Annotated in this window: 13 protein-coding genes; 10 read left to right on the forward strand and 3 right to left on the reverse strand. The window is 48.2% G+C overall.

What is annotated here, in order from left to right:
• Positions 1-3 precede the first annotated feature (3 nt).
• On the reverse strand, positions 4-1,380 hold the full coding sequence (locus IC230_RS29310; RefSeq protein ID WP_191042638.1) for a sigma-54-dependent transcriptional regulator: 1,377 nt from the start codon (positions 1,378-1,380) through the stop codon (positions 4-6).
• Between the two features lie 238 nt (positions 1,381-1,618).
• Between IC230_RS29310 and IC230_RS29315 the strand changes: the two genes are divergently transcribed.
• Positions 1,619-3,304, forward strand: coding sequence for an ArnT family glycosyltransferase (locus IC230_RS29315; RefSeq protein WP_191042639.1), 1,686 nt, complete (start codon positions 1,619-1,621; stop codon positions 3,302-3,304).
• 218 nt (positions 3,305-3,522) lie between these two features.
• On the forward strand, positions 3,523-4,770 hold the full coding sequence (locus IC230_RS29320; protein WP_191042640.1) for an efflux RND transporter periplasmic adaptor subunit: 1,248 nt from the start codon (positions 3,523-3,525) through the stop codon (positions 4,768-4,770).
• Between the two features lie 66 nt (positions 4,771-4,836).
• Here IC230_RS29320 and IC230_RS29325 read toward each other — a convergent pair whose 3' ends face one another.
• A complete protein-coding gene (locus IC230_RS29325) occupies positions 4,837-5,199 on the reverse strand; it encodes a four helix bundle protein (RefSeq protein WP_223860925.1) in 363 nt (120 codons plus the stop codon).
• 103 nt (positions 5,200-5,302) lie between these two features.
• On the opposite strand from IC230_RS29325, the gene IC230_RS29330 reads away from it, so the two are divergent.
• From IC230_RS29330 to IC230_RS29340, 3 genes are all read left to right on the forward strand, one after another.
• Positions 5,303-5,980, forward strand: coding sequence for an ABC transporter ATP-binding protein (locus tag IC230_RS29330; protein ID WP_191042642.1), 678 nt, complete (start codon positions 5,303-5,305; stop codon positions 5,978-5,980).
• A gap of 107 nt (positions 5,981-6,087) precedes the next feature.
• On the forward strand, positions 6,088-8,460 hold the full coding sequence (locus IC230_RS29335; protein WP_191042643.1) for an ABC transporter permease: 2,373 nt from the start codon (positions 6,088-6,090) through the stop codon (positions 8,458-8,460).
• Positions 8,461-8,473: 13 nt separating this feature from the next.
• Positions 8,474-9,004, forward strand: a complete 531-nt coding sequence (locus IC230_RS29340; RefSeq protein WP_191042644.1) for a hypothetical protein — start codon at positions 8,474-8,476, stop codon at positions 9,002-9,004.
• A 6-nt stretch (positions 9,005-9,010) separates the two neighbouring features.
• Here IC230_RS29340 and IC230_RS29345 read toward each other — a convergent pair whose 3' ends face one another.
• Positions 9,011-9,454, reverse strand: coding sequence for a PDDEXK family nuclease (locus IC230_RS29345; RefSeq protein WP_191042645.1), 444 nt, complete (start codon positions 9,452-9,454; stop codon positions 9,011-9,013).
• 36 nt (positions 9,455-9,490) lie between these two features.
• Here IC230_RS29345 and IC230_RS29350 point away from each other — a divergent pair, with 36 nt between their 5' ends.
• The 5 genes from IC230_RS29350 to IC230_RS29370 all read left to right on the forward strand — a co-directional run bounded on the left by IC230_RS29350 (position 9,491) and on the right by IC230_RS29370 (position 20,388).
• The gene (locus tag IC230_RS29350; protein ID WP_191042646.1) at positions 9,491-11,908 is read left to right on the forward strand and encodes an ABC transporter permease; all 2,418 of its coding nucleotides are present in this window, start codon (positions 9,491-9,493) and stop codon (positions 11,906-11,908) included.
• A 90-nt stretch (positions 11,909-11,998) separates the two neighbouring features.
• A complete protein-coding gene (locus IC230_RS29355; RefSeq protein WP_191042647.1) occupies positions 11,999-14,419 on the forward strand; it encodes an ABC transporter permease in 2,421 nt (806 codons plus the stop codon).
• Positions 14,420-14,504: 85 nt separating this feature from the next.
• On the forward strand, positions 14,505-16,937 hold the full coding sequence (locus IC230_RS29360) for an ABC transporter permease (protein ID WP_191042648.1): 2,433 nt from the start codon (positions 14,505-14,507) through the stop codon (positions 16,935-16,937).
• A gap of 101 nt (positions 16,938-17,038) precedes the next feature.
• The gene (locus IC230_RS29365) at positions 17,039-19,408 is read left to right on the forward strand and encodes an ABC transporter permease (protein ID WP_191042649.1); all 2,370 of its coding nucleotides are present in this window, start codon (positions 17,039-17,041) and stop codon (positions 19,406-19,408) included.
• 224 nt (positions 19,409-19,632) lie between these two features.
• The gene (locus IC230_RS29370; RefSeq protein ID WP_191042650.1) at positions 19,633-20,388 is read left to right on the forward strand and encodes an IS5 family transposase; all 756 of its coding nucleotides are present in this window, start codon (positions 19,633-19,635) and stop codon (positions 20,386-20,388) included.
• The last annotated feature ends 112 nt before the right edge of the window (positions 20,389-20,500 follow it).

The following is a 20,500-nucleotide window of genomic DNA, read 5'->3' on the forward strand; positions in this document are numbered from 1 at the left end:
TCATCAAAGGCCAAACTTCTCTAATCGGCGATACAATGCCTGCCGCGATAACCCTAATTCTTTTGCTACATCGGTAATACTTCCCCGGTATTTCTGCATCGCCTGCTGAATCAACTGGCGCTCCATATCTTCTAACTGAAGCGTTTCATTCACTGGCGAGGCCGTCGTTGCTCCGTTCTTAAAGACAAAATTATTCGGCTCTAACAACGTACCCGGCGTTAATTCCGGGCGGGCCAGGATAACAGCCCGCTCAACCGCATGTTGTAATTCCCGTACATTGCCCGGCCAGCGATATTGCTTCATCTCAGCTAATAACGCCGGACTCAGCCCTGAAACCGAACGATTGTATTGCTTTGAGTATTTTTTCAGGAAAAATTCGGCCAGCGGCCCAATATCACCCGGCCGCTCCCGCAATGGGGGTAAATGCAGTTCGATGGTATTGATCCGATACAGCAAATCCTGCCGAAACTGCCGTTCGGCTACGCGCTCATTTATGTCTGCATTCGTGGCGCAAATCAGCCGTACGTCAATCGGACGAGCTTTGTTTGAGCCAACGCGGGTCACCTGGCGTTGCTGTAAAACGGTTAATAATCGGGCTTGCTGGGCGGGGGATAAATTACCGATTTCGTCCAGGAAAATCGTGCCGCCGTTCGCTTCCTCAAACCGCCCGGCGCGGTCATCACGGGCATCAGTGAAGGCGCCCTTGACGTGACCAAATAGTTCGCTCTCAAACAAACTTTCGGTTAATGCCCCTACGTCAACACTCACGAACGGCTTATCCCGCCGATCGGAATAATCGTGAATGGCTCTGGCAATCAAATCTTTACCTGTACCGTTTTCACCCAGTATCAATACGTTGGCATCGGTTGGCGCAACCTGCTCAACCGTATCCAGAATCGGGCGCATAGCCGAACCAATAATGTTCGTCTGCTTAGCAGGCTTTTTATCAGACGGTTCCTTCCCGTTCTTCTCCTTTTTGATATCCTCTTTGTCGTCCTTTCGGCCTTCTACCGCCCCTCGAATCGTGTCCAGGAATTTATCATTCTGCCAGGGTTTTAGTACAAAGTCAACGGCGCCTGCTTTAATCGCGCGGACCGCCATTTCAACGTCCCCATAAGCCGTAAATAATACCACCCGAGCCTTTGGGTCAATGTCCAGGATTCGGTCAAGCCAGGCAAATCCTTCCCGGCCGCTACTCACATCGCGCTGAAAGTTCATATCCAGCACAATCGCGTCGTAACGATTATTATTAAGCAGAAAGGGCAGTTTTTCGGGATTTTTTTCGATGTCTACTGAGCTGACGTGACGCTTCAGCAGCAAACGAGCGGCCAACAATACGTCGGGATCATCATCGACGAGTAGGAGTTTAGCATCTTGCATATAGTAAAGATAAGAGCTGGAACGAATTGTTGCACGGGTAGGCTAATTCGACAGCGAATTACGCTTTTCTTACGTACTTTGTCAGTTAAAAGTCGTTAAGCGGTCATTTATTGTCATTAGGTGGTCATTATTTACTAGTAGGTGGTCATTGATAGTCATTGGGTGATCATTGTTCGATGTTCGCTATTCGTTTGAGCTGACAACCTATGCCAACTTAATGACAATCAATGACTCATAAATGACTGATACGTATTCCGCTTTTGATAACCGCTGGTTTTACACGCTTGTCGTCGTTGGCATATTCCTGAACGCCACGGGTCTGTTTCCGCCCGTTATGGAACTCGACGGGGCGTTGTACGCGACCATCGCTAAAACGATGGCGCAATCGGGCGATTTTGTCAATCTCTATGCCGTCGGTACGGACTGGCTCGACAAACCTCATTTTCCATTCTGGATAGCCGCATTAAGTTACCGAATTTTCGGTATTAATACATTTGCCTATAAATTTCCCGCCCTGTTATTTTTTCTGGGCAGCGTGATTTATACGTATCAGTTTGCCCGTCTGACGTATTCGAAAATAGTCGCTCAGGTTGCTACGTTGGTGCTTCTTACAGCTTTTCACGGCGTATTGTCCAACAGTGATGTACGTGCGGAGCCTTATCTGATGCCGCTTATTATTGGGGCCGTTTACCATTTCTACCGCGTATTTCTGGATGATCGCCGATACGTACTGCATCTTATTCTGGGTTCGTTTCTGACAGGATGCGCCCTGATGACCAAAGGTTGCTTCGTACTCATACCAATTGGTGCCGGTTTAATTTTTCACTGGCTTCTGACCGGGCATTGGCGGGAGTTACTGAAACCGCGCTGGTATGTAGCCGTAGCCCTGTCATTCGCATTCACTTTACCCGAAATTTACTGTTTATACCAACAATTTGATCTGCATCCTGAAAAGATACTATTCGGTAAAACCGGTGTATCGGGTATCCGCTTTTTTTTCTGGGATAGTCAGTTTGGACGGTTTTTCAACACGGGTCCCATTAAAGGCGAGGGCGATAAATTTTTCTTCGTCCATACGTTATTATGGGCGTTTTTACCCTGGTCGTTGCCGCTTTATGTGGGCATCGGAAAAGCAGTAATCGGTGTGTTCAAACGGCAAAATCCATTACCCGAATACGTATCACTTGGATCTGGGCTTGCTACGTTTGCTTTATTTTCCCTGTCAAGTTTTCAACTACCTCACTACCTGAATATTGTTTTTCCGTTCTACGCCGTATTAACGGCCCAGTTCCTGGTCAACTTAACCCCAATCGCATTACGTCGGTGGACGATTGGCCAAACGATTATTGGCGTGCTGATCAGCGTTCTGACCATTGGCTTATTGTTCCTTGTTCAGCCGAACCAGGTTATTAGTGCGATCAGTTGGGTGGTGGTCATTACGTTTGCTACGTTTGTTATTTTCCGATCCGCAAATCTGTTGTCGCTCACAGGTCGAATGGTAGGCGCTATGCTGGTTCTGGCCTGTTCCCTGAATCTGTTTCTCTACCCTACTTTTTTGAACTATCAGGCGGGTATGACAGCCGCTTTTTATGCAAACGAACAATCGGTTAAACGACCTACGATCTTATACGAACCCGGTTCCGGCGTAGGCGGTGGAAGTTTCTGGTCGTATGAGTTTTACGCGAACGCACCGACGTACTACGCTCGAACCGACTCAACGCTACGTCTGCAAATCCAGAAGGGTCGGAAACAACTATTTACAACGGCTGAAGAGGCAGAATCGCTTTCTAAACGAGGGTTTACCGTTCGCACACAGGCGGTGTTTCCATATTTCCACGTCACTCAATTGACGTATGACTTTTTGAATCCAGCGACTCGCTCCCGAACGTTACAGCCATACGTACTGGCCGACGTGAATGAGTGATTGAGCGAATCACGAATAACAGCGCCAAAAGCGGACAAATTCCGTCCGAAAGCGGACAGCGTCTTGGTCATTTCCGCTATTAAGTATCTGATAATCAACATTAGTCCTTAACTGGCATGACATTGGCACAAAGGAATAATGGCAAATGAGTTCCGAGCTATAATTCGCTCTCCGAAACATCGGACTGTCACTAAATCACTCATTTGTTCATTAATGCAATGGATCGCGTCTTACCTAAACGATTTTGGACTACCCAACGTATCGCAATTTTCGGCGGAGGAGCCCTGCTTATAGGCCTGCTCGCCTACACATTTGTCTTCGCCGACAGACGGTCGAAGCTCAATGTAGAAAAAGATAAAATCACTGTCTCGGACGTAACAACGGGACCTTTTGAAGATTTCATCGCCGTAACGGGCGTCGTACAACCGCTGAAAACGATCCGGCTTGATGCCATTGAAGGTGGCTACGTAACGCAGAAACTGGTTGAAGGCGGTAATACCGTAAAACAGGGCGAAGTATTGCTGAAACTCGAAAATCAAAGTCTTAAGTTAAGCTTTCTTCAATCAGAAACCGAAGCAAATCGACTCGTCAACGACTTACAGAATACTCGTCAACGGATACAGATCGAACGGTTTACACTACGTAAAACCCTGGCTGATGTAGATGCCCAAATTTCTCAGGCGAAAGACACCTACGACCGGCAGGAAAAGCTATACAAAGATAAAGTCGTGTCGGAAGAAGACTACCTGAAAGCGAAACGGGCTTACGAACGATTGACTAGTCAGCGGACCATCGAAATCGAAACCCAAAAGTATCAGGAAGAAAACGCAAAATTTCAGATTAAACAACTGGAAGGTACGTTGCAACGCACGCAGAAAAACGTGGCTCTTTGGCAACAGACGCTGGATAATCTAGTCGTTAAAGCGCCAGTGTCGGGTCAATTGTCAAGTATAGACGTAGAAGTTGGATCGAATATTAACCGTGGCCAGAACATTGGTCAGATTGATGACCTGAACGGCTTCAAAATGCGCGTCGGCGTTGATGAACACTACATTAGTCGGGTGTTTTCGGGTCTGAAAGGTTCGTTTGAATTCAACGGCAAAATGCACGAACTCGAAATCAGCCGCGTGTATCCTGAAGTAAAAAGTGGTCGTTTCGAAGTAGATATGGTCTTTCCAAAGGGCGCTCCTGAAGGTATCAAACGCGGTCAGTCCTCACCAATCCAATTGGAGTTAGGTAAAGCGGCTAAAGCTACGCTGTTGCCTGTTGGCGGCTTCTTCTCCGACACGGGTGGCAACTGGGTATACGTAGTGGATAAGTCGGGTAAACGAGCTGTTAAACGACCCATTACGTTAGGCCGCAAGAACCCAGAATTCTATGAAGTACTAAGCGGATTAGAGCCAGGCGAACAAGTGATTACGAGTTCATACGAAAACTTTGGTGATAACGAGGTATTGGAATTTTAAAAGAAGGAAGAAAGGGACGAGTGGAATAATATTAGACGTAATTCCCCCTCGTCCCTTTCCTCCAGTTCACCCAAACTTTTCCTGTCGGGTTTTAATCAAGTTTTGCAACATTGCTGAGATAATCCGACTCTTTGATAACAATTCGAAACCTGTTTCAGCAGAAAGAATACCAACGCCAATAGCTAAATGAATTTGTGTCCTCAATTCACCATTCGAACCTTTTGCAATGCGCAAAAATCGTATAAACTCTTTGTTAGTATGCCGCTCAAAACCTTCAGCGACGTTTGATGGAACAGAAACCGACGAGCGTCGCATTTGGTCACGTAAACCATAATCTTTACAATCAGCAAGTAACTTGTATAAGTCAATAGCCTGAGTTAAGCCTTTCTGCCAAACTAATAAATCTTCAAACTTTTCAACTTTAGCCATGAAATCCGGAGTTAGGTGAGTATGGACAAAGCTACTAAAATCCTGAATCGGCAGCCCGCCCTTCGTCCCTCTCTTCCCTTTTCTCCCTTTCCTCCTAAAAATCATGATTCAAACAGTTAACCTTCAGAAGCTCTTCTCAACTGAGGAAGTAGAAACCACCGCCCTAAATGGCATCAATATGGATGTCAAAGACGGCGAGTTCGTAGCCATTATGGGACCCTCTGGTTGTGGCAAATCCACCCTCCTGAACATTCTGGGTTTGTTGGACAATCCCAGCGAAGGTGAATACAACTTTTACGGGACTGCCGTGGCCAGAATGACTGAACGTCAGCGGGCTCAGTTACGTAAAGGCTCCATTGGTTTTGTGTTTCAGAGCTTTAACCTGATCGACGAGTTGACCGTTTATGAAAACGTCGAGCTGCCATTGCTGTATCTGAAAACGCCCGCCGACGAGCGCAAAAAACGTGTGGAAGAAGCCTTGGAACGGATGAGCATTATGCACCGTCGGAATCACTTCCCGCAACAGCTATCGGGTGGTCAGCAGCAACGTACCGCTATTGCCCGGGCTGTAGTAGCTAAACCCAAATTAATACTGGCCGATGAGCCGACGGGTAACCTCGATTCGAAAAACGGGGAAGACGTAATGAAACTGCTGGGCGAACTCAACGACGAAGGAACAACCATCATCATGGTAACTCACTCACCCTACGATGCTGGTTTCGCGCACCGTATCGTGAACCTATTCGATGGTAAAGTGGTAACGGAGAACTTCCACGTATAACAAAATAAGGGATTAAAGGGAGGAGGGGGACGAGAAGGAGGGGAGGGTTTGTGTTGTCTTCCCCTTATTCCCTTTCGTCCCCTTCCTCCCTTTAATCCCATAACTCTATGTTCCGCAATTACGTCAAAGTCGCCATTCGGAGTTTGCTGAAGCACAAACTCTACTCGTCTATTAACGTGTTCGGGTTAGCGCTGGGCATGGCCTGTAGTTTGCTGATTGGCCTTTGGGTACGCGATGAACTTAGCTATAACCGCTTTCTGCCGGATGCTGAGTCAATTCATTATATACGCGTCAATTTTCCTGTCAACGGCGAAACCGTTACAAATTCCATTACGCCGGGTCCGTTGCAGGAAGCCATCGCGAAAGACGTACCGGAAGTGGCGGCCGTAACGAAAATCAATTACGGACCGGATTACTTAATTAAAGTCGGCGAGAAAAAGGGTAAGGAAAAGGGCCACTACGCGACCGACGATTTCTTTGGCGTGTTTGATCTACCCGCTATTGCCGGAAATCCGAAAGCCGCGCTACGTCAGACGAATCAGATTATTGTTACCCGAAAAATTGCTGAGAAATTCTTCCCCAGTGGGCAAGCGCTGGGCAAAACCCTGCAACTCGACAATAAGAAATTCTACGTCGTTGGGGCTGTGCTTGAGAATTTGCCGACCAATTCTACGCTGCAATTCGACTGGCTTGTCAACTGGAAAGAGCAGGAACAGGACTGGATGAAAACCTGGGGAAATAACTCCTTTTACACATACGTCCGGCTAAAGCCAAGTACCACTGTCACCCAGACGGAAGCCGCGATGGCCGATATTTACCCGCGTTTTGCCGGAAAGAATTTCGAGACAGGCCGACCTATTCTACAACCGGTTACAGACCTTCACCTGTACTCCGATTACAAAAATGGCGTGAGCGTTGGCGGACGAATTGAATACGTTCGTGTTTTCTCAATTGTCGCCCTATTTATTCTGCTAATTGCCTGCGTCAATTTTATGAATCTGGCGACGGCTCGTTCGGCCAATCGGGCGAAGGAAGTGGGGGTTCGAAAAGTGGTTGGCGCGTTACGTTCCTCGCTGGTTGGACAGTTTCTGAGCGAATCGATTCTAACGAGTTTATTGGCAGCGGTTCTGGCGCTGGCGCTAGTCTGGTACGTATTACCGACGTTCAATACGTTATTTACCAAACAGTTATCGCTTAATCTGGCTGATCCGGCACTCTGGCTTATCATTGCGGTACTAGTACTCATTACGGGCTTTTTATCAGGAAGCTATCCCGCCCTGTTTCTATCGTCGCTACAACCGATCAAGATTCTCAAAGGCAGACTGCAATTTGGTGCCGGTCCGGCCCTATTCCGGCGGGTGTTGGTTGTTTTCCAGTTTTCACTCTCCATTTTTCTGATTGTCGGGATGCTGGCGGTGGGGAAACAGATGAACTACCTACGTACCAAAAACCTTGGCCTTGACCGGGAAAACGTCGTTTATGTTCCATTGGAAGGCGAAATTGCGCAGCCTCAAAAAGTAGAAGCGTTTCGTCATGAAGTGATGCGAAAACCGTCCGTGGCTTCTGCCACGACCACCATGTCGCTACCCGTAAATATTCAGGCTTCATCCGGCGACTTAACCTGGCCGGGCAAAGACCCTAATCTGCAAACGAGTGTCTCCTGCATGTTTGTCGGTGGGGATTTTACAAATACCATGAACATCAAGCTCCTTGAGGGCCGCGATTTTCGGGTAGACAGTCCTGCCGACTCAACCAACTACCTCATCAACGAAGCAGCGGCTAAATTGATGAGCGAAGCCACGCCGGGCATGAAAAACCCGGTTGGGAAAGAAGTTAAGTTTTGGCCGGGCAAAGGGCGGGTTATCGGTTTGATGAAGGATTTCCACATTAACTCATTACACGAGCCGATTAAGCCTTTAATTCTCTGCTTCGACTACCGCAACACGAGCTATTTACTGGTGAAAACCCGAGCCGGACAAACGCAGCAAGCCATCGCTGATCTGGAACAGCTGTCTAAAGAATTCAATCCGAATTATCCGTTCAACTACCATTTTCTGGATGAAGAATACGAGAGCCTTTATCGTTCCGAACAGCAGGTGAATACGCTTGTCAATTATTTCGGTGTACTGGCTATCCTGATTTCGTGTCTGGGTTTATTTGGATTGGCTATGTTCACCGCCGAGCAACGGACCAAGGAGATTGGCGTTCGCAAAGTACTGGGAGCCAGCATACCTAACATTGTCGGTTTGCTCTCAAAAGACTTCCTCAAACTGGTTTTGGTTGCTGTGGTCCTGGCGTCGCCCTTAGCCTGGTGGGCGCTGAACACCTGGCTTGGTACGTTCGCTTACCAGACAGAGCTGACCTGGTGGATCTTTGGTTTGGCTGGTGCCTTATCCGTTGTGATTGCCTTCCTGACCGTGAGTTACCAGAGCATTAAAGCCGCAATGGTGAATCCGATGAAATCACTACGTTCGGAATAAATCTTTTTTAGACATGAAAATTCTGACCGCTCTTATGGCTCTGCTTTTTAGCACGATAGCCATAGCACAGCAGACTGAAAAGCCAGCGTATAAACAATTGAGCAAGTCGATTGATAACGACGGCAAAACGTTAGCCATTGAAATAAACGGAGAGCAGGTAAACGGGCAGAAACTTCGCTATAAACATACGTTCAACGTAGCGGATTTGTCGGCCGAACAGCGACAATCCTTAACAAATCGTGTCCTTGATTCATTAGGCGTCAACGAAGTTCCTCAATCACCTAAGTCCCCTCAGGCGGGTACGGAAACGGTTACGTTCGACTGTAAAACCTGCACGGGGAAAAGTCGGCTGGAAATTTACGGAAATGGCTTCACGTCGACCCGTCAATTTGATTCAAACAAAGACAGGGAACCCGCTTTCCCGTTCACCTTAAACCTGAATCCCGGTACGTACCAATACACGTATTGGCAGAATAAAGTACAACAGATGAAACTACCGTTTACGGTGAAAGCCGGTGAAACGAACGTAGTGACTGTGAAGTAGAACGATTTATAAAAAGGCGTTCAGATCCAGTTGCAGAATGTCGGAGAAGGATGATTCGGTTGTCAGTCCACCATCGCCAAAACGGTATCGGTACCACTGCTGGGTTTTGTAATTATAAATAAACCCTTCTCGAATGCCATATAGATCGTTATCAATTAACTGAATAACTTTCTGAATATCATCCTTCTGGCCTTTTGTTTTACATACTTCGATAATGATTGGTGTTTCATCAGAATCATTATCAACCAGCGATAAATCAGGAACGGGGCTCGCCTTGGAATCATCAAGCATTGTTTCAGGTAGTGGCTCTAACCGGATCGCTTTTTCATGATAGTAAAGAATGCCCAGACCGACATTTAATCTGGAAATAATACGCTGATGATCAGCCGGAGCCCAAACACCTAAATCTTCATTTACCAGTGACAGAGGATTTGTGGTAGGGAAATACATAGCTTGTTGTTTTTAACAAACATACCATAAAAGTTCATGCTCAGCAATTACCTCAAAGTTGCCTTCCGCACCCTCTGGAAAAACCGTACACATACGCTGATCAACATCGTTGGGTTGTCAGTGGCGTTTGGTACGGGTGTGCTGTTGTTTCTGACAGCCACCTTTGAATTGTCGTATGATACATTCCATACCGACTCCGACCGGATTTTCCAGATTTATTTTCTGTCGTCTAATCGCGATGGTACGCCCGATAGAGGGTCCACAATGCCTTATCCGATTTCACCGGCACTAAAGGCTGAGTTTCCGGAAATAGAAGGCGTAACCCGTTGGTTTAATCGTACCGCTGGTATCCGACGGAATGACCAGACATACACTAAGAATGTCAGAATGGTCGATGCCGATTTTCTGCAGATGTTTACGTTCCCACTACGTAAAGGGAATTCGAAAACAGCCATGAACAGCCTGAGCGACATTATCATCAGCGAGACGATGGCGAAAGACATCTTTGGCACGGAAGATCCGGTAGGCAAGCCACTGCAGTTGCGGATAAGTGATAACTGGCAGACCTTCAACGTAACGGCGGTAGCGAATAATGCACCTAAAAACTCTTCATTCGATTTTGATGCGTTAATCCGTAGCGAAAACGCAGGCGATTACGCCCTAAACAAAGGCCGCTGGGACGTCGGCAATCATGACGTTTTTATAAAGCTAAAGCCTGGCACGGACCCGCAAACGCTGCAACGGCGGACGCAGGCTACGATGGACAAGTATTTTGCTAGCGATTTTAAAAATCGGCAAGAGCAGGGTTTTCCAAAAAATAGACTAGGTTTCCAGCGTAGCCTGTTGTTTCAGCCGCTATCGAGCGTCCACTTCGATACAGAGATCACGCATGGTTTGGGTATAAGCCGAACATACGTATTCACGCTGCTACTGGTGGGACTATTTATTCTGGCCATTGCCTGCATCAATTTCATCAACCTAACCATTGCGCAATCCCTCTCACGGGCGCGAGAAGTAGGTGTTCGGAAATCGCTCGGTGCCCAGCGCGGTCAGTTGTTTGGTCAGATCTGGGGCGAAACACTGCTACTATGCTTTGCGGCCTTGCTGCTCGGCTTAGGGATGGCGTACAGCGTCCTGCCAACGTTTAATCGCTTGTTTCAAAGCCAGTTAACGATAGCCGATTTTCTACAGCCCATCGTTCTGGCCATAACGTTTCTTGGTTTTCTGGTCATTACGTTAGTCGCAGGTGGCTATCCTTCCTGGTACGTAACGCGCTTCAATGCGGTAGAGGTACTGAAAGGCACGGTCAAAGTGAGTCGGCCGGGTTTGCTACGTAACTCCCTCATTGTAACCCAATTTACAATTGCCTGCCTGCTGATCGTCTGTACGGTGATTGTCCGCCAGCAGATTACGTATCTCCAGCAAAAACCAATGGGGCTGGATAAGGAGCAGGTAATTAGTATTCCGGTTGGCAACGAACTTAATGGGAATGAGGCTCTAAAAGCGATACGTAACCGGCTCAGCAATCAACCCAACATCGTAGCGGTATCAGGTTCGGGGGTAAATATCGGCGCTGGACTGGACGGCAGTTCGAATCGGATGATGTTTGGATTCGCGTATAACAAACGCGACGTTCTCTGCGACTGGCTACGTATTGATACCGATTACCTGAAAACGATGGGAATCAAGCTCATTCAGGGCCGCGATTTTAGCCCTGGTTTCAGCACGGATTCAAGCACATCCGTACTTATTACACAAAGCATGGCGAAGCAGTTAGGTGAAGCAAATCCGGTGGGCAAGTATATCAAACCCGACCAAAAGCAGTTCCAGATCGTCGGCGTTGTGTCGGACTTCAATCTGTATTCGCTGCATCAGGAAGCGAAGCCCATCGCCCTCCAAATGCAGACAAATGATCCTGTGCGTTACGTTCTGATACGAGTAAACCCGCAAAACCTGACGGGCGCGATGGACATCATCAAAACCGCCTGGAAAACGATCGCGCCAAAGCAGGAATTTATTGGTTCGTTCCTGGACGAAAACACCGAACGCTGGTACAAACGGGAGGAACGGTTATCCAACATTTTTTCGGCAGCCGCTGGTATTGCTATTGTTCTGTCGTGCATGGGTCTGTTTGCCATTGCCTTACTAACCATTCAGCAACGTACCAAAGAAATTGGCGTGCGCAAAGTACTGGGCGCATCGGTATTTAGCATTGTCGGTTTGCTTTCCAAAGATTTCATGAAGCTTGTTATAGCCGCTATCATCATTGCCAGTCCGATTGCCTGGTACGCGATGGACAAATGGTTAGCTGACTTCGCGTACAAAATCGACATCGAATGGTGGGTGTTTGCCGTAGCGGGTTTACTGGCAATAACCATCGCCTTACTAACGGTGAGCTTCCAAAGTGTAAAAGCAGCGCTAATGAATCCGGTGAAGTCACTTAAAACGGAGTAAAGAGAGGAGAGGGAGTAAAGGGAAGAGAGGGGATTTCCATCTTCCCTCTCTTCCCTTTACTCCCTCTCCTCTCTTTACTCCCCCTTTTCCATGCTAACCAACTACCTAAAAATCGCCTGGCGGAATCTGACAAAATATCCGACAACCACAGGCATTAACCTCATTGGTTTAACCCTTGGGCTGACGACCTGTTTGCTCATTTTGTTGTTTATCCAGTACGAGTTGAATTTCGACCGGTTTCATCCGCTGGGCGAACGAGTTTACCGAATCAACGAAATTTCGAAAACGGGTAATGATGTAGAGAAAACGGGTATTGTCCCCTACCCGCTCGGCGCTGCAATACGCACTGATTTTCCCGACTGGCTGGTTGTAGCCAGTATTCATGCCGAAGAGAATACATCTGTCGTGATTTCGCCGGAGAAGATTCTGTCGGAAGAACGGGTGCTGTTCGCCGAGCCTCAACTGTTCGATCTGTTCGCGCTACCCATGCGTATCGGCAATCCACGTACCATTCTGGATCAACCTAATCAGGTCATTCTGACTGAAAGTTCAGCCCGAAATTATTTTGGTAATGCGTCACCAATCGGGAAGACCTTTCGGCTTGGCGAAACTGTGATGTTACGTGTATCCGGTGTTATGCAGGACATGCCCGCGCAAACGCACCTGAATGCCAGCATGATTGTATCGTATAAGACGCTGAAATCATACCTGACATTTGATGTGAGTCAGTGGGGACTTCGTTCGGCGGGAAGTGTTTATGCGTTGTTACCGGAAGGCAGAACGGCCGACCAGTACGCTGCTCGGATCTATAAAGCCTCAAAAAAGTATTTTGATGATGATAAACAGAGGGGTAGCACGCATTATTTAGCCCTACAGCCCCTTCACGACATCCATCTGAATCCTGAGTTTCAGGGGAGCGTTTATGTACCGGCCATTGCGCCAACGTATCTGTGGGTGTTTGGTATCATCGGGCTGTTTGTGCTGCTGATTGCCTGCATCAATTTTGTGAACATGGCTACGGCTCGGGCCACAACACGCGCCAAAGAAGTGGGCGTCCGAAAAGTGATCGGTGCTACGTTCGGGCAATTAGTCGGGCAGTTTTTAGGCGAAGCTTTCTGGCTATCGACACTTTCGGCAGTAATGGCCGTGCTCTTATCCTATTCGGTTTTGCCATCACTCAACGCCTTTCTCCAAAAGCAAATCGTATTCGACATTCCGATTGTTATCAGCTTTATGTTGATCCTGGCTTTATTGACAGCTTTGTCTGCCGGTACGTATCCAGCTTTTTTTATGGCGAAGCTGAGGCCGGTAAAAGTGCTGAAATCGCGGGCGGAAGTGGGTCGGGGAAGTCAGGGGTGGATTCGGCAGGGGCTGGTCGTCTTTCAGTTTTCAGTATCGATTATCCTGGCCGTGGGCGTGTTGGTTATTTATCAGCAGATGAAGCTCTTCCGTGACAAAGATCTGGGATTCAGCCATGAGGCTATTGTGACGGTATCGCTTCCCGACACGAAGAAAAATAAAGACGCTTTTCGGCAATCGTTACGTGAAATTCCGGGTGTTGAGCAGATTTCCTTTGCGATTGGCGCGCCAACATCACGGAACAATTTTGATACGGGTATGCGCCCTGATCCAGGCAATCTAAGTAAGCGTATTAATATCAACGTTAAAACCGCCGATGCCAACTACCTTAACACGTACGATCTGAAACTGGCAGCCGGACGATTCTTCACGGAAGCCGATACGTTAGCGATTGCCAGTGCCATTCCTTTTGAGCAACGACGTTACGTATTTGTCGTCAACGAAGCACTCACCAGAGCGTTAGGCTATACCAAACCCGGGCAGATTTTGGGCCGCCAGGTAAGCATCGGGCTAAATGGCATAACTGCCGAAATTGTGGGCGTTGTGCGCGATTTTCACGCCAGTTCACTGCGGGACGCTATCGAACCGATGGTCATGCTGAATTTCCCTGGCTACTACTATACGGCGGGTCTGAAATTACAGACGAAAAACTACCCAGCTACGATGGCGGCTGTTGAGCGGGTCTTCAAACACTATTACCCGAACTCGTTATACGAAGCTGAATTCCTGGATCAGAGTTTACAGAAGCTCTACGAAGAAGAAGCGCGACAGTTTACGTTGCTACGTGTCTTTGCCGGATTAGCCCTGGCAATCTGCTGTCTGGGACTTTGGGGACTAGCTACTTTTACCATTGAACGACGGACCAAAGAGATTGGGGTGCGCAAAGTGCTCGGCGCTTCAACTGCCAATGTAGTAACATTACTTTCGAAAGACTTCCTGAAACTGGTTGTGCTGGCAATCCTGATCGGCAGTCCAATTGCCTGGTACGCCATGAATCAGTGGCTGAACGATTTTGCCTATAAAATTAACGTGGAGTGGTGGATGTTCGCCGTAGTGGGTCTATTGGCGGCTGGAATAGCCATACTGACTGTAAGTTTTCAATCCGTTAAAGCAGCGTTAATGAATCCCGTCACGTCTTTACGCAGTGAATAGCAGAGGAAAAGGGGGTCGGGGCATGGGGTGAGTATGAACCGCCCGCTGCCCTTGCCCCTCTGCCCTCCGCCCAAACCCCTTGCCCATGCTACAAAATTATTTCAAAATTGCCTGGCGGAATCTGCTCCGCAACAAAGCCTTTTCGACAATCAATATTCTGGGACTAGCCCTTGGCGTTGCCGCCTGTCTGCTTATTCTGCAATACGTTACGTTCGAGCTAAGCTACGATGACTTTCACACCAAAGGCGACCGTATTTACCGCGTTCTGCAGGATCGTTACGACAAGGGTAAACTCAGTACGCAGTGGGCAGGTGGCGCACAGGCCGCCGGAAATTCGTTTAAAGCCAACTTCGGCGAGGTCGAGGATTACGTAAAAGTTCTGAAACGACGGGCGCTCATTGCCGACTATGGCGAAAAAAGCCTGAAGGTCGAGCGGGTGTTTATTGCCAGCGAATCGTTCTTTAAGATCTTCTCCTATCCGTTACTGGCCGGTAACATCAATACCGTACTGGCCGAACCCAACACCGTTGCTCTATCTGAATCTGTTGCGAAACGGTTGTTCGGCAATGAGAACCCGATGGGAAAAACGATCAAACTCAATCAGAGCAAAGCGGTAAAGGTAACGGGCGTTTACCAGGATATGCCCGCCAATACGCACCTGCACGCCGATTTGCTGATTCCACACGTAACGTTTATTAATGAAGTTGGTAAAGACAACAACCCGGATAATGCCTGGATGTGGGATGGTGCCCTCTCGTACCTGCTATTACGTCCCGATCGCAACGGCGAACCGGCTAATCCGAAAGCGCTTGAGGCCAAGTTTGTTCCGTACATTCAGAAAACCATCGGCGCTGAATTAAAGAAATACGATGCCGATGCGGTGTATACGCTTCAACCGTTACGTAGCATTCACCTTTACTCCCATTTTATGGAAGAAGCCGAGCCGAACGGCGATGGCAAAACGGTTTATCTGCTGCTGGCGATTGCCTTTTTTATTGTTGTGATTGCCTGGGTGAACTACATCAATCTGGCAACAGCCCGAGCGATCAATCGGGCCAAAGAAGTGGGCGTTCGGAAAGCGGTGGGTTCGCTACGTGGGCAGCTTATCCGGCAATTCATGACCGAGTCGGTTTTGCTCAACGGGCTCGCCGTCGGACTGGCGCTACTCATCGTTGTCGTGTCTCTGCCGATGTTCAATCGGTTGTCGGGTCAGCTATTGTCATTCTCTCTACTGGCCAGTTCTGGATTCTGGGGGCCACTCGTCGGGCTTTTTGTGACAGGCACGTTTCTATCAGGCCTGTACCCAGCCTTTGTGCTGTCAGGATTTCAGCCCGTGTCTGTTCTGAAGGGTAAGGTTAGCACATCACGGCAGGGGATCGTGTTACGTAAATCGCTGGTGGTGTTTCAATTTGCAGCATCACTGTTTCTGTTGGTCGGTACGTTGGCAGTGTTCCATCAGATTCAGTTTATGCGCGCCCAAAGCCTGGGCCTCAACATCGACCAAACGCTGGTGATCAATCCACCCATTGTTGGAACCGATTCAACGTACATGCGGAAAATGTTGGCCTTTAAAGAAGAACTATTACGTAAGTCAGGCATTCGATCGATTACAGCCTCTACGGTGGTACCGGGTCAGGCGTCGGACTGGAACGCAGGCGGTATTCGGCTGAAAGGCACTGATGAAAGTAAAAGCAAACAGTACCGTGTTATTGGCGTTGATTACGACTTTCTGAAAACATTTGACCTGAAGCTATTGGCCGGACGTAACTTTGCGAAGGAATTTGGCAGCGACCCTAAAGCCCTTATCTTCAATAAAATGGCCGCTAAGCAACTCGGTTTCGACCAGCCCGACCAGGCCATCGGCAAACAGGTCGAATTTTGGGGCGAAACGTTTACGCTGGTAGGCGTTACTGACAATTTTCATCAGCAATCCCTGCGCGATGCCTACGAACCCCTCATTATTCGCCTGATTCCCGACGTGAGAGGTTATTTCTCCATTAAGTTAGCTTCCAGCCAGATCAACAGTTCAATCTCCGACATACGTACGGAGTGGAATCATTTTTTCCCTGGCAATCCGTTCGAGTATTCGTTTCTGGATGAACGTTTCAATGAACAATACCGCGCCGATCAGCGATTTGGGCAGGTGTTTGGTTTGTTTACGGGACTGGCCATTCTGGTTGCCTGCCTGGGCCTGTTTGGGCTGGCCTCTTTCACAACCGCGCAACGTACCAAAGAGATCGGCATTCGGAAAGTGCTGGGCGCGTCGGTCAGTGAGATTGTGCAGATGCTGTATCGGGAGTTTGCCGTGTTGATTCTGATTGCTTTTGTGGTAGCAACGCCGTTGGCGTGGTACGCTATTAGTCAATGGCTTCAGAGTTATGCGTTTCGATCAACGATTCAATGGTGGTTATTTGCCATACCGTTTGCGATGATCTTGCTGATTGCCTTACTAACGGTCAGTTTCCAAAGCATGAAAGCCGCCCTGACGAATCCAATCAATTCATTAAAAACGGAGTAAAGGGAGGAGGGGGAAGAAAGGGAGGATGGAGATTCCCTCTCGTCCCTTTCTTCCCCCTCCTCCCTTTACTCCTCCTTATCCCTTTACTCCTCTTTATCCCTATGCTACAAAACTATTTCAAAATCGCCTGGCGGAATCTGATTCGTAATAAGACCTTCTCGCTCATCAATATTCTGGGTCTGTCACTGGGAATGGCGTCCAGCCTGCTGATTTTGCTTTGGGTACAGGATGAGCTGAGTATCGGCAAGCAGTATGCGAATGCGAATCTGCTGTATCGGGTGATGGAAAATGAAATTGCCGATGGCCGGATTGTTACCGATGAAGACACACCGGGAATTCTGGCGGATGGGCTGAAAAAGGAATTTCCTGAGATCGTCTACGCAGCCGGATTGTCGTCGGAGGAAGAGCATGTGCTGAATGTGGGGAATAAAATAGCGCGTCAAACGGGCTGCTTTGTTGGGGCTGACTGGTTTAAGATGTACAACATTCCGTTGCTGGCAGGTACAGCCGAAACAGCCCTCAACGCGCCAAACAATCTGGCGATATCCCGAAAAGTGGCCGAAACCTATTTCAAAACGCCGGAAGCAGCGCTGGGTAAATCCATTCGGTTCGATAACCATACCGATTTTCAGGTAACGGCTGTCTTTGAGAATTTGTCCTATAACTCAACCGACAAGTACGATTTTTTACTGAACTGGACTAAATACTTGACCCGCGAACCCTGGCTGAATGGTTGGGAAAACGGTGGCCCAGGAACGCGTCTTCAGCTTCGCCCCGATGCTGATCCGGCGAAAGTGAATGCCAAGCTCAAGTCGTTTCTGAAAGGACGTAACAAGGACATCAACGTTACGTTCAACATTGAGCTGTTTCTACAGCCTGAGACCGAGGCTTATTTGTACTCGAATTTCCAGAATGGCGTGCGCGACGGAGGACGTATTGAATACGTACAGCTATTCATCATCGTCGCGGCTTTTCTATTACTCATCGCTGGAATCAATTTCATGAATCTGGCTACGGCACGATCCGTTAAGCGGGCGCAGGAGGTGGGGGTTCGGAAAGCGGTTGGCGCGGAACGGTTATCGCTCATCTGGCAGTTTATGGGGGAAGCATTGCTGATGACGGTTTTGGCGCTTATCGTAGCCATCTTGCTCGTGAACATAGTGCTACCCGTTTTCAATCAGCTAACAGAGAAACAGTTGACGCTTCCCGTAAGTCAGCCCCTTTTCTGGATTTTCCTGCTAGGCCTACTATTTACTACGGGCATTTTGTCAGGCAGTTATCCCGCCTTGTTTCTATCGTCGCTCAATCCGATACGTGTCTTGAAAGGATCGCTACGTATCAGTGCAGGAGCGCAGTTGTTTCGACGTGGGCTGGTCGTCTTCCAGTTTGTATTGTCTATTCTAATGATTGTCGGAACGGTGGTGGTTTATCGACAACTTCAATTCATACAGACAAAAAACCTCGGCTACGATCGCGAAAATTTGATTCGTATCCCCGGCGAAGGCGAGATCGCACAGAAATTTCAGCCGTTCAAACAGGAACTCTTGCAGCAGCCCGGTATTCAGGCCGTTACGCACATGCAAACGAATCCACTACGTAACGGCAATACGACGGATGGCGTAAAATGGGTGGGTAAAGACCCGAATCTGGCGATTCAGTTCAACAATACAGCAGTGGGGTACGATTTCATCAAAACGATGAAACTCAAGCTAGTTCGCGGTCGTGATTTTTCGCCCAGCTTTAGCACAGACACCACCAATTATCTGATTAACGAATCAACGGCCAAGCGACTGAGCTACAAAGATCCGGTTGGCCAGCCGCTCACGTTCGGAACCCATCCCGGCAAGATTGTCGGATTGCTCGAAGATTTCCATTTCAATTCACTACACGTACCGATCCGACCGATCGTCATTCGGCTGGAAGAACGTTGGGCTTACGGCAATATTCTGATCAAAACGCAACCGGGCCAGACCAAGCAAGCGTTAGCCAGCCTCGAAGCCGTTTGTCGAAAAATGAATCCGACGTTTCCATTCACGTATTCATTTGTAGATGCTGATTTCCAGAAAATCTATAAAAGCGAAACGGTTGTCGGTACATTGGCTACGCTGTTTGCCTGTCTGGCTGTTTTTATTGCCTGCCTGGGCCTGTTTGGATTAGCGGCTTTCACAGCCGAACAACGTACCAAAGAGATTGGCGTCCGCAAAGTGCTGGGGGCCTCCGTCGCCAGCATCGTTACGTTACTCTCCAAAGATTTTTTGAAACTGGTTGTGATTGCCATCATGATTGCTTCTCCACTGGCCTGGTACGCCATGAATCAGTGGCTGGAAGGCTTCGCGTATAAAATTGATTTGTCGTGGTGGATGTTTGTCGCAGCCGGTTTGCTGGCTGTAGGTATTGCCTTGCTCACTGTGAGTTTCCAAAGCGTCAAAGCCGCATTAGTAAATCCGGTCAAATCACTACGTTCGGAATAAAGCGCAAGGCCCAGCATGAATGGTGAGGGAAGCCGCTAAAAGGGGTAATTTACAGAAACGTACCTTATTTCACGGCCCGCCGTTGTGGTCTATTTGCTAAAGACAGAGTGCTTTTGTGGTAAGCGGGGAATATAGCTTCATTAAGAGCCTGTTTAAAAACGGGGTTAGGGCTTGAAAAAGTAGAATCAGCCTATCTTGTAGGTTGTAGGTTGATCCGACCAAAGATGTACCCTACAGACCTGACTGATTCTGGCTGGCAAGTTATTGAAGAAATTCTAGCCGACAAACGTAAACGTAAGTATTCACTCCGGGCCATTCTCAATGCGTTGTTGTATGTAACAAAAACGGGATGTCAATGGAGACTTCTACCCAACGATCTACCACCCTGGCCTTTATGCTATTACTATTTTTGGAAATGGCGCAATGATGGTCAGTGGGAAAAACTTAACAAGGCTCTGGTTGAACGTCGCCGACAGAAAGCCGGACGGAATGGTTCCCCCAGCGTAGGAGTCATTGATTCACAAAGTGTTAAGTGCAGTGAATGGGGCGTAGTACCGAAGGGTTTTGACGGCCATAAAAAAATAAATGGGCGCAAACGCCATATCGTCGTCGACACGTTGGGTTTGGTTCTGGTCGTGGTGGTTCATGCTGCTAATCAGCACGATAGTCCGGCAGCCAGAGTGGTGCTAACTCGTTTAGCAGAGCAAGGCTACGAGCGGATGAGTAAGATTTTAGCCGACAGCGCGTATGGTAAAAAGTTAGCCCGTTGGCTCAAGAAATCATTCGGTTTAATCTTAGAAGTAGTGAAAGTAAGCGAGTTTTCCGGCTTTCAGGTGGTGCCCATGCGCTGGAAGGTGGAGCGGACGTTTGCTTGGATGAATTGGTCGAGACGACTAAGCAAAGACTACGAATGTGGTGTCGATTCTCATGAATCATTCGTGTATTTATCCAATATTAACCGCATGCTTAGACATTTTTAAACAGGCTCTAACTGTTACACTGCTGCTTGTCGATAGCAGCAGTTAAGTTCGATTTGGGTTTTACCACCTCTGGACTTAGATGCATTAAACGCTGTCAGTCGGCAGTTGACAA

The sequence above is a fragment of the Spirosoma validum genome (genome assembly GCF_014699035.1).
Classification (GTDB): Bacteria; Bacteroidota; Bacteroidia; order Cytophagales; family Spirosomataceae; genus Spirosoma; species Spirosoma validum.

Bases quoted from the DNA above. Each gene is read 5' to 3' on its own strand.
- IC230_RS29310 (WP_191042638.1), bottom strand. From the start codon at position 1,380: ATGCAAGATGCTAAACTCCTACTCGTCGATGATGATCCCGACGTATTG.
- IC230_RS29315 (WP_191042639.1), top strand. From the start codon at position 1,619: ATGACTGATACGTATTCCGCTTTTGATAACCGCTGGTTTTACACGCTT.
- IC230_RS29320 (WP_191042640.1), top strand. From the start codon at position 3,523: ATGGATCGCGTCTTACCTAAACGATTTTGGACTACCCAACGTATCGCA.
- IC230_RS29325 (WP_223860925.1), bottom strand. From the start codon at position 5,199: ATGGCTAAAGTTGAAAAGTTTGAAGATTTATTAGTTTGGCAGAAAGGC.
- IC230_RS29330 (WP_191042642.1), top strand. From the start codon at position 5,303: ATGATTCAAACAGTTAACCTTCAGAAGCTCTTCTCAACTGAGGAAGTA.
- IC230_RS29335 (WP_191042643.1), top strand. From the start codon at position 6,088: ATGTTCCGCAATTACGTCAAAGTCGCCATTCGGAGTTTGCTGAAGCAC.
- IC230_RS29340 (WP_191042644.1), top strand. From the start codon at position 8,474: ATGAAAATTCTGACCGCTCTTATGGCTCTGCTTTTTAGCACGATAGCC.
- IC230_RS29345 (WP_191042645.1), bottom strand. From the start codon at position 9,454: ATGTATTTCCCTACCACAAATCCTCTGTCACTGGTAAATGAAGATTTA.
- IC230_RS29350 (WP_191042646.1), top strand. From the start codon at position 9,491: ATGCTCAGCAATTACCTCAAAGTTGCCTTCCGCACCCTCTGGAAAAAC.
- IC230_RS29355 (WP_191042647.1), top strand. From the start codon at position 11,999: ATGCTAACCAACTACCTAAAAATCGCCTGGCGGAATCTGACAAAATAT.
- IC230_RS29360 (WP_191042648.1), top strand. From the start codon at position 14,505: ATGCTACAAAATTATTTCAAAATTGCCTGGCGGAATCTGCTCCGCAAC.
- IC230_RS29365 (WP_191042649.1), top strand. From the start codon at position 17,039: ATGCTACAAAACTATTTCAAAATCGCCTGGCGGAATCTGATTCGTAAT.
- IC230_RS29370 (WP_191042650.1), top strand. From the start codon at position 19,633: ATGTACCCTACAGACCTGACTGATTCTGGCTGGCAAGTTATTGAAGAA.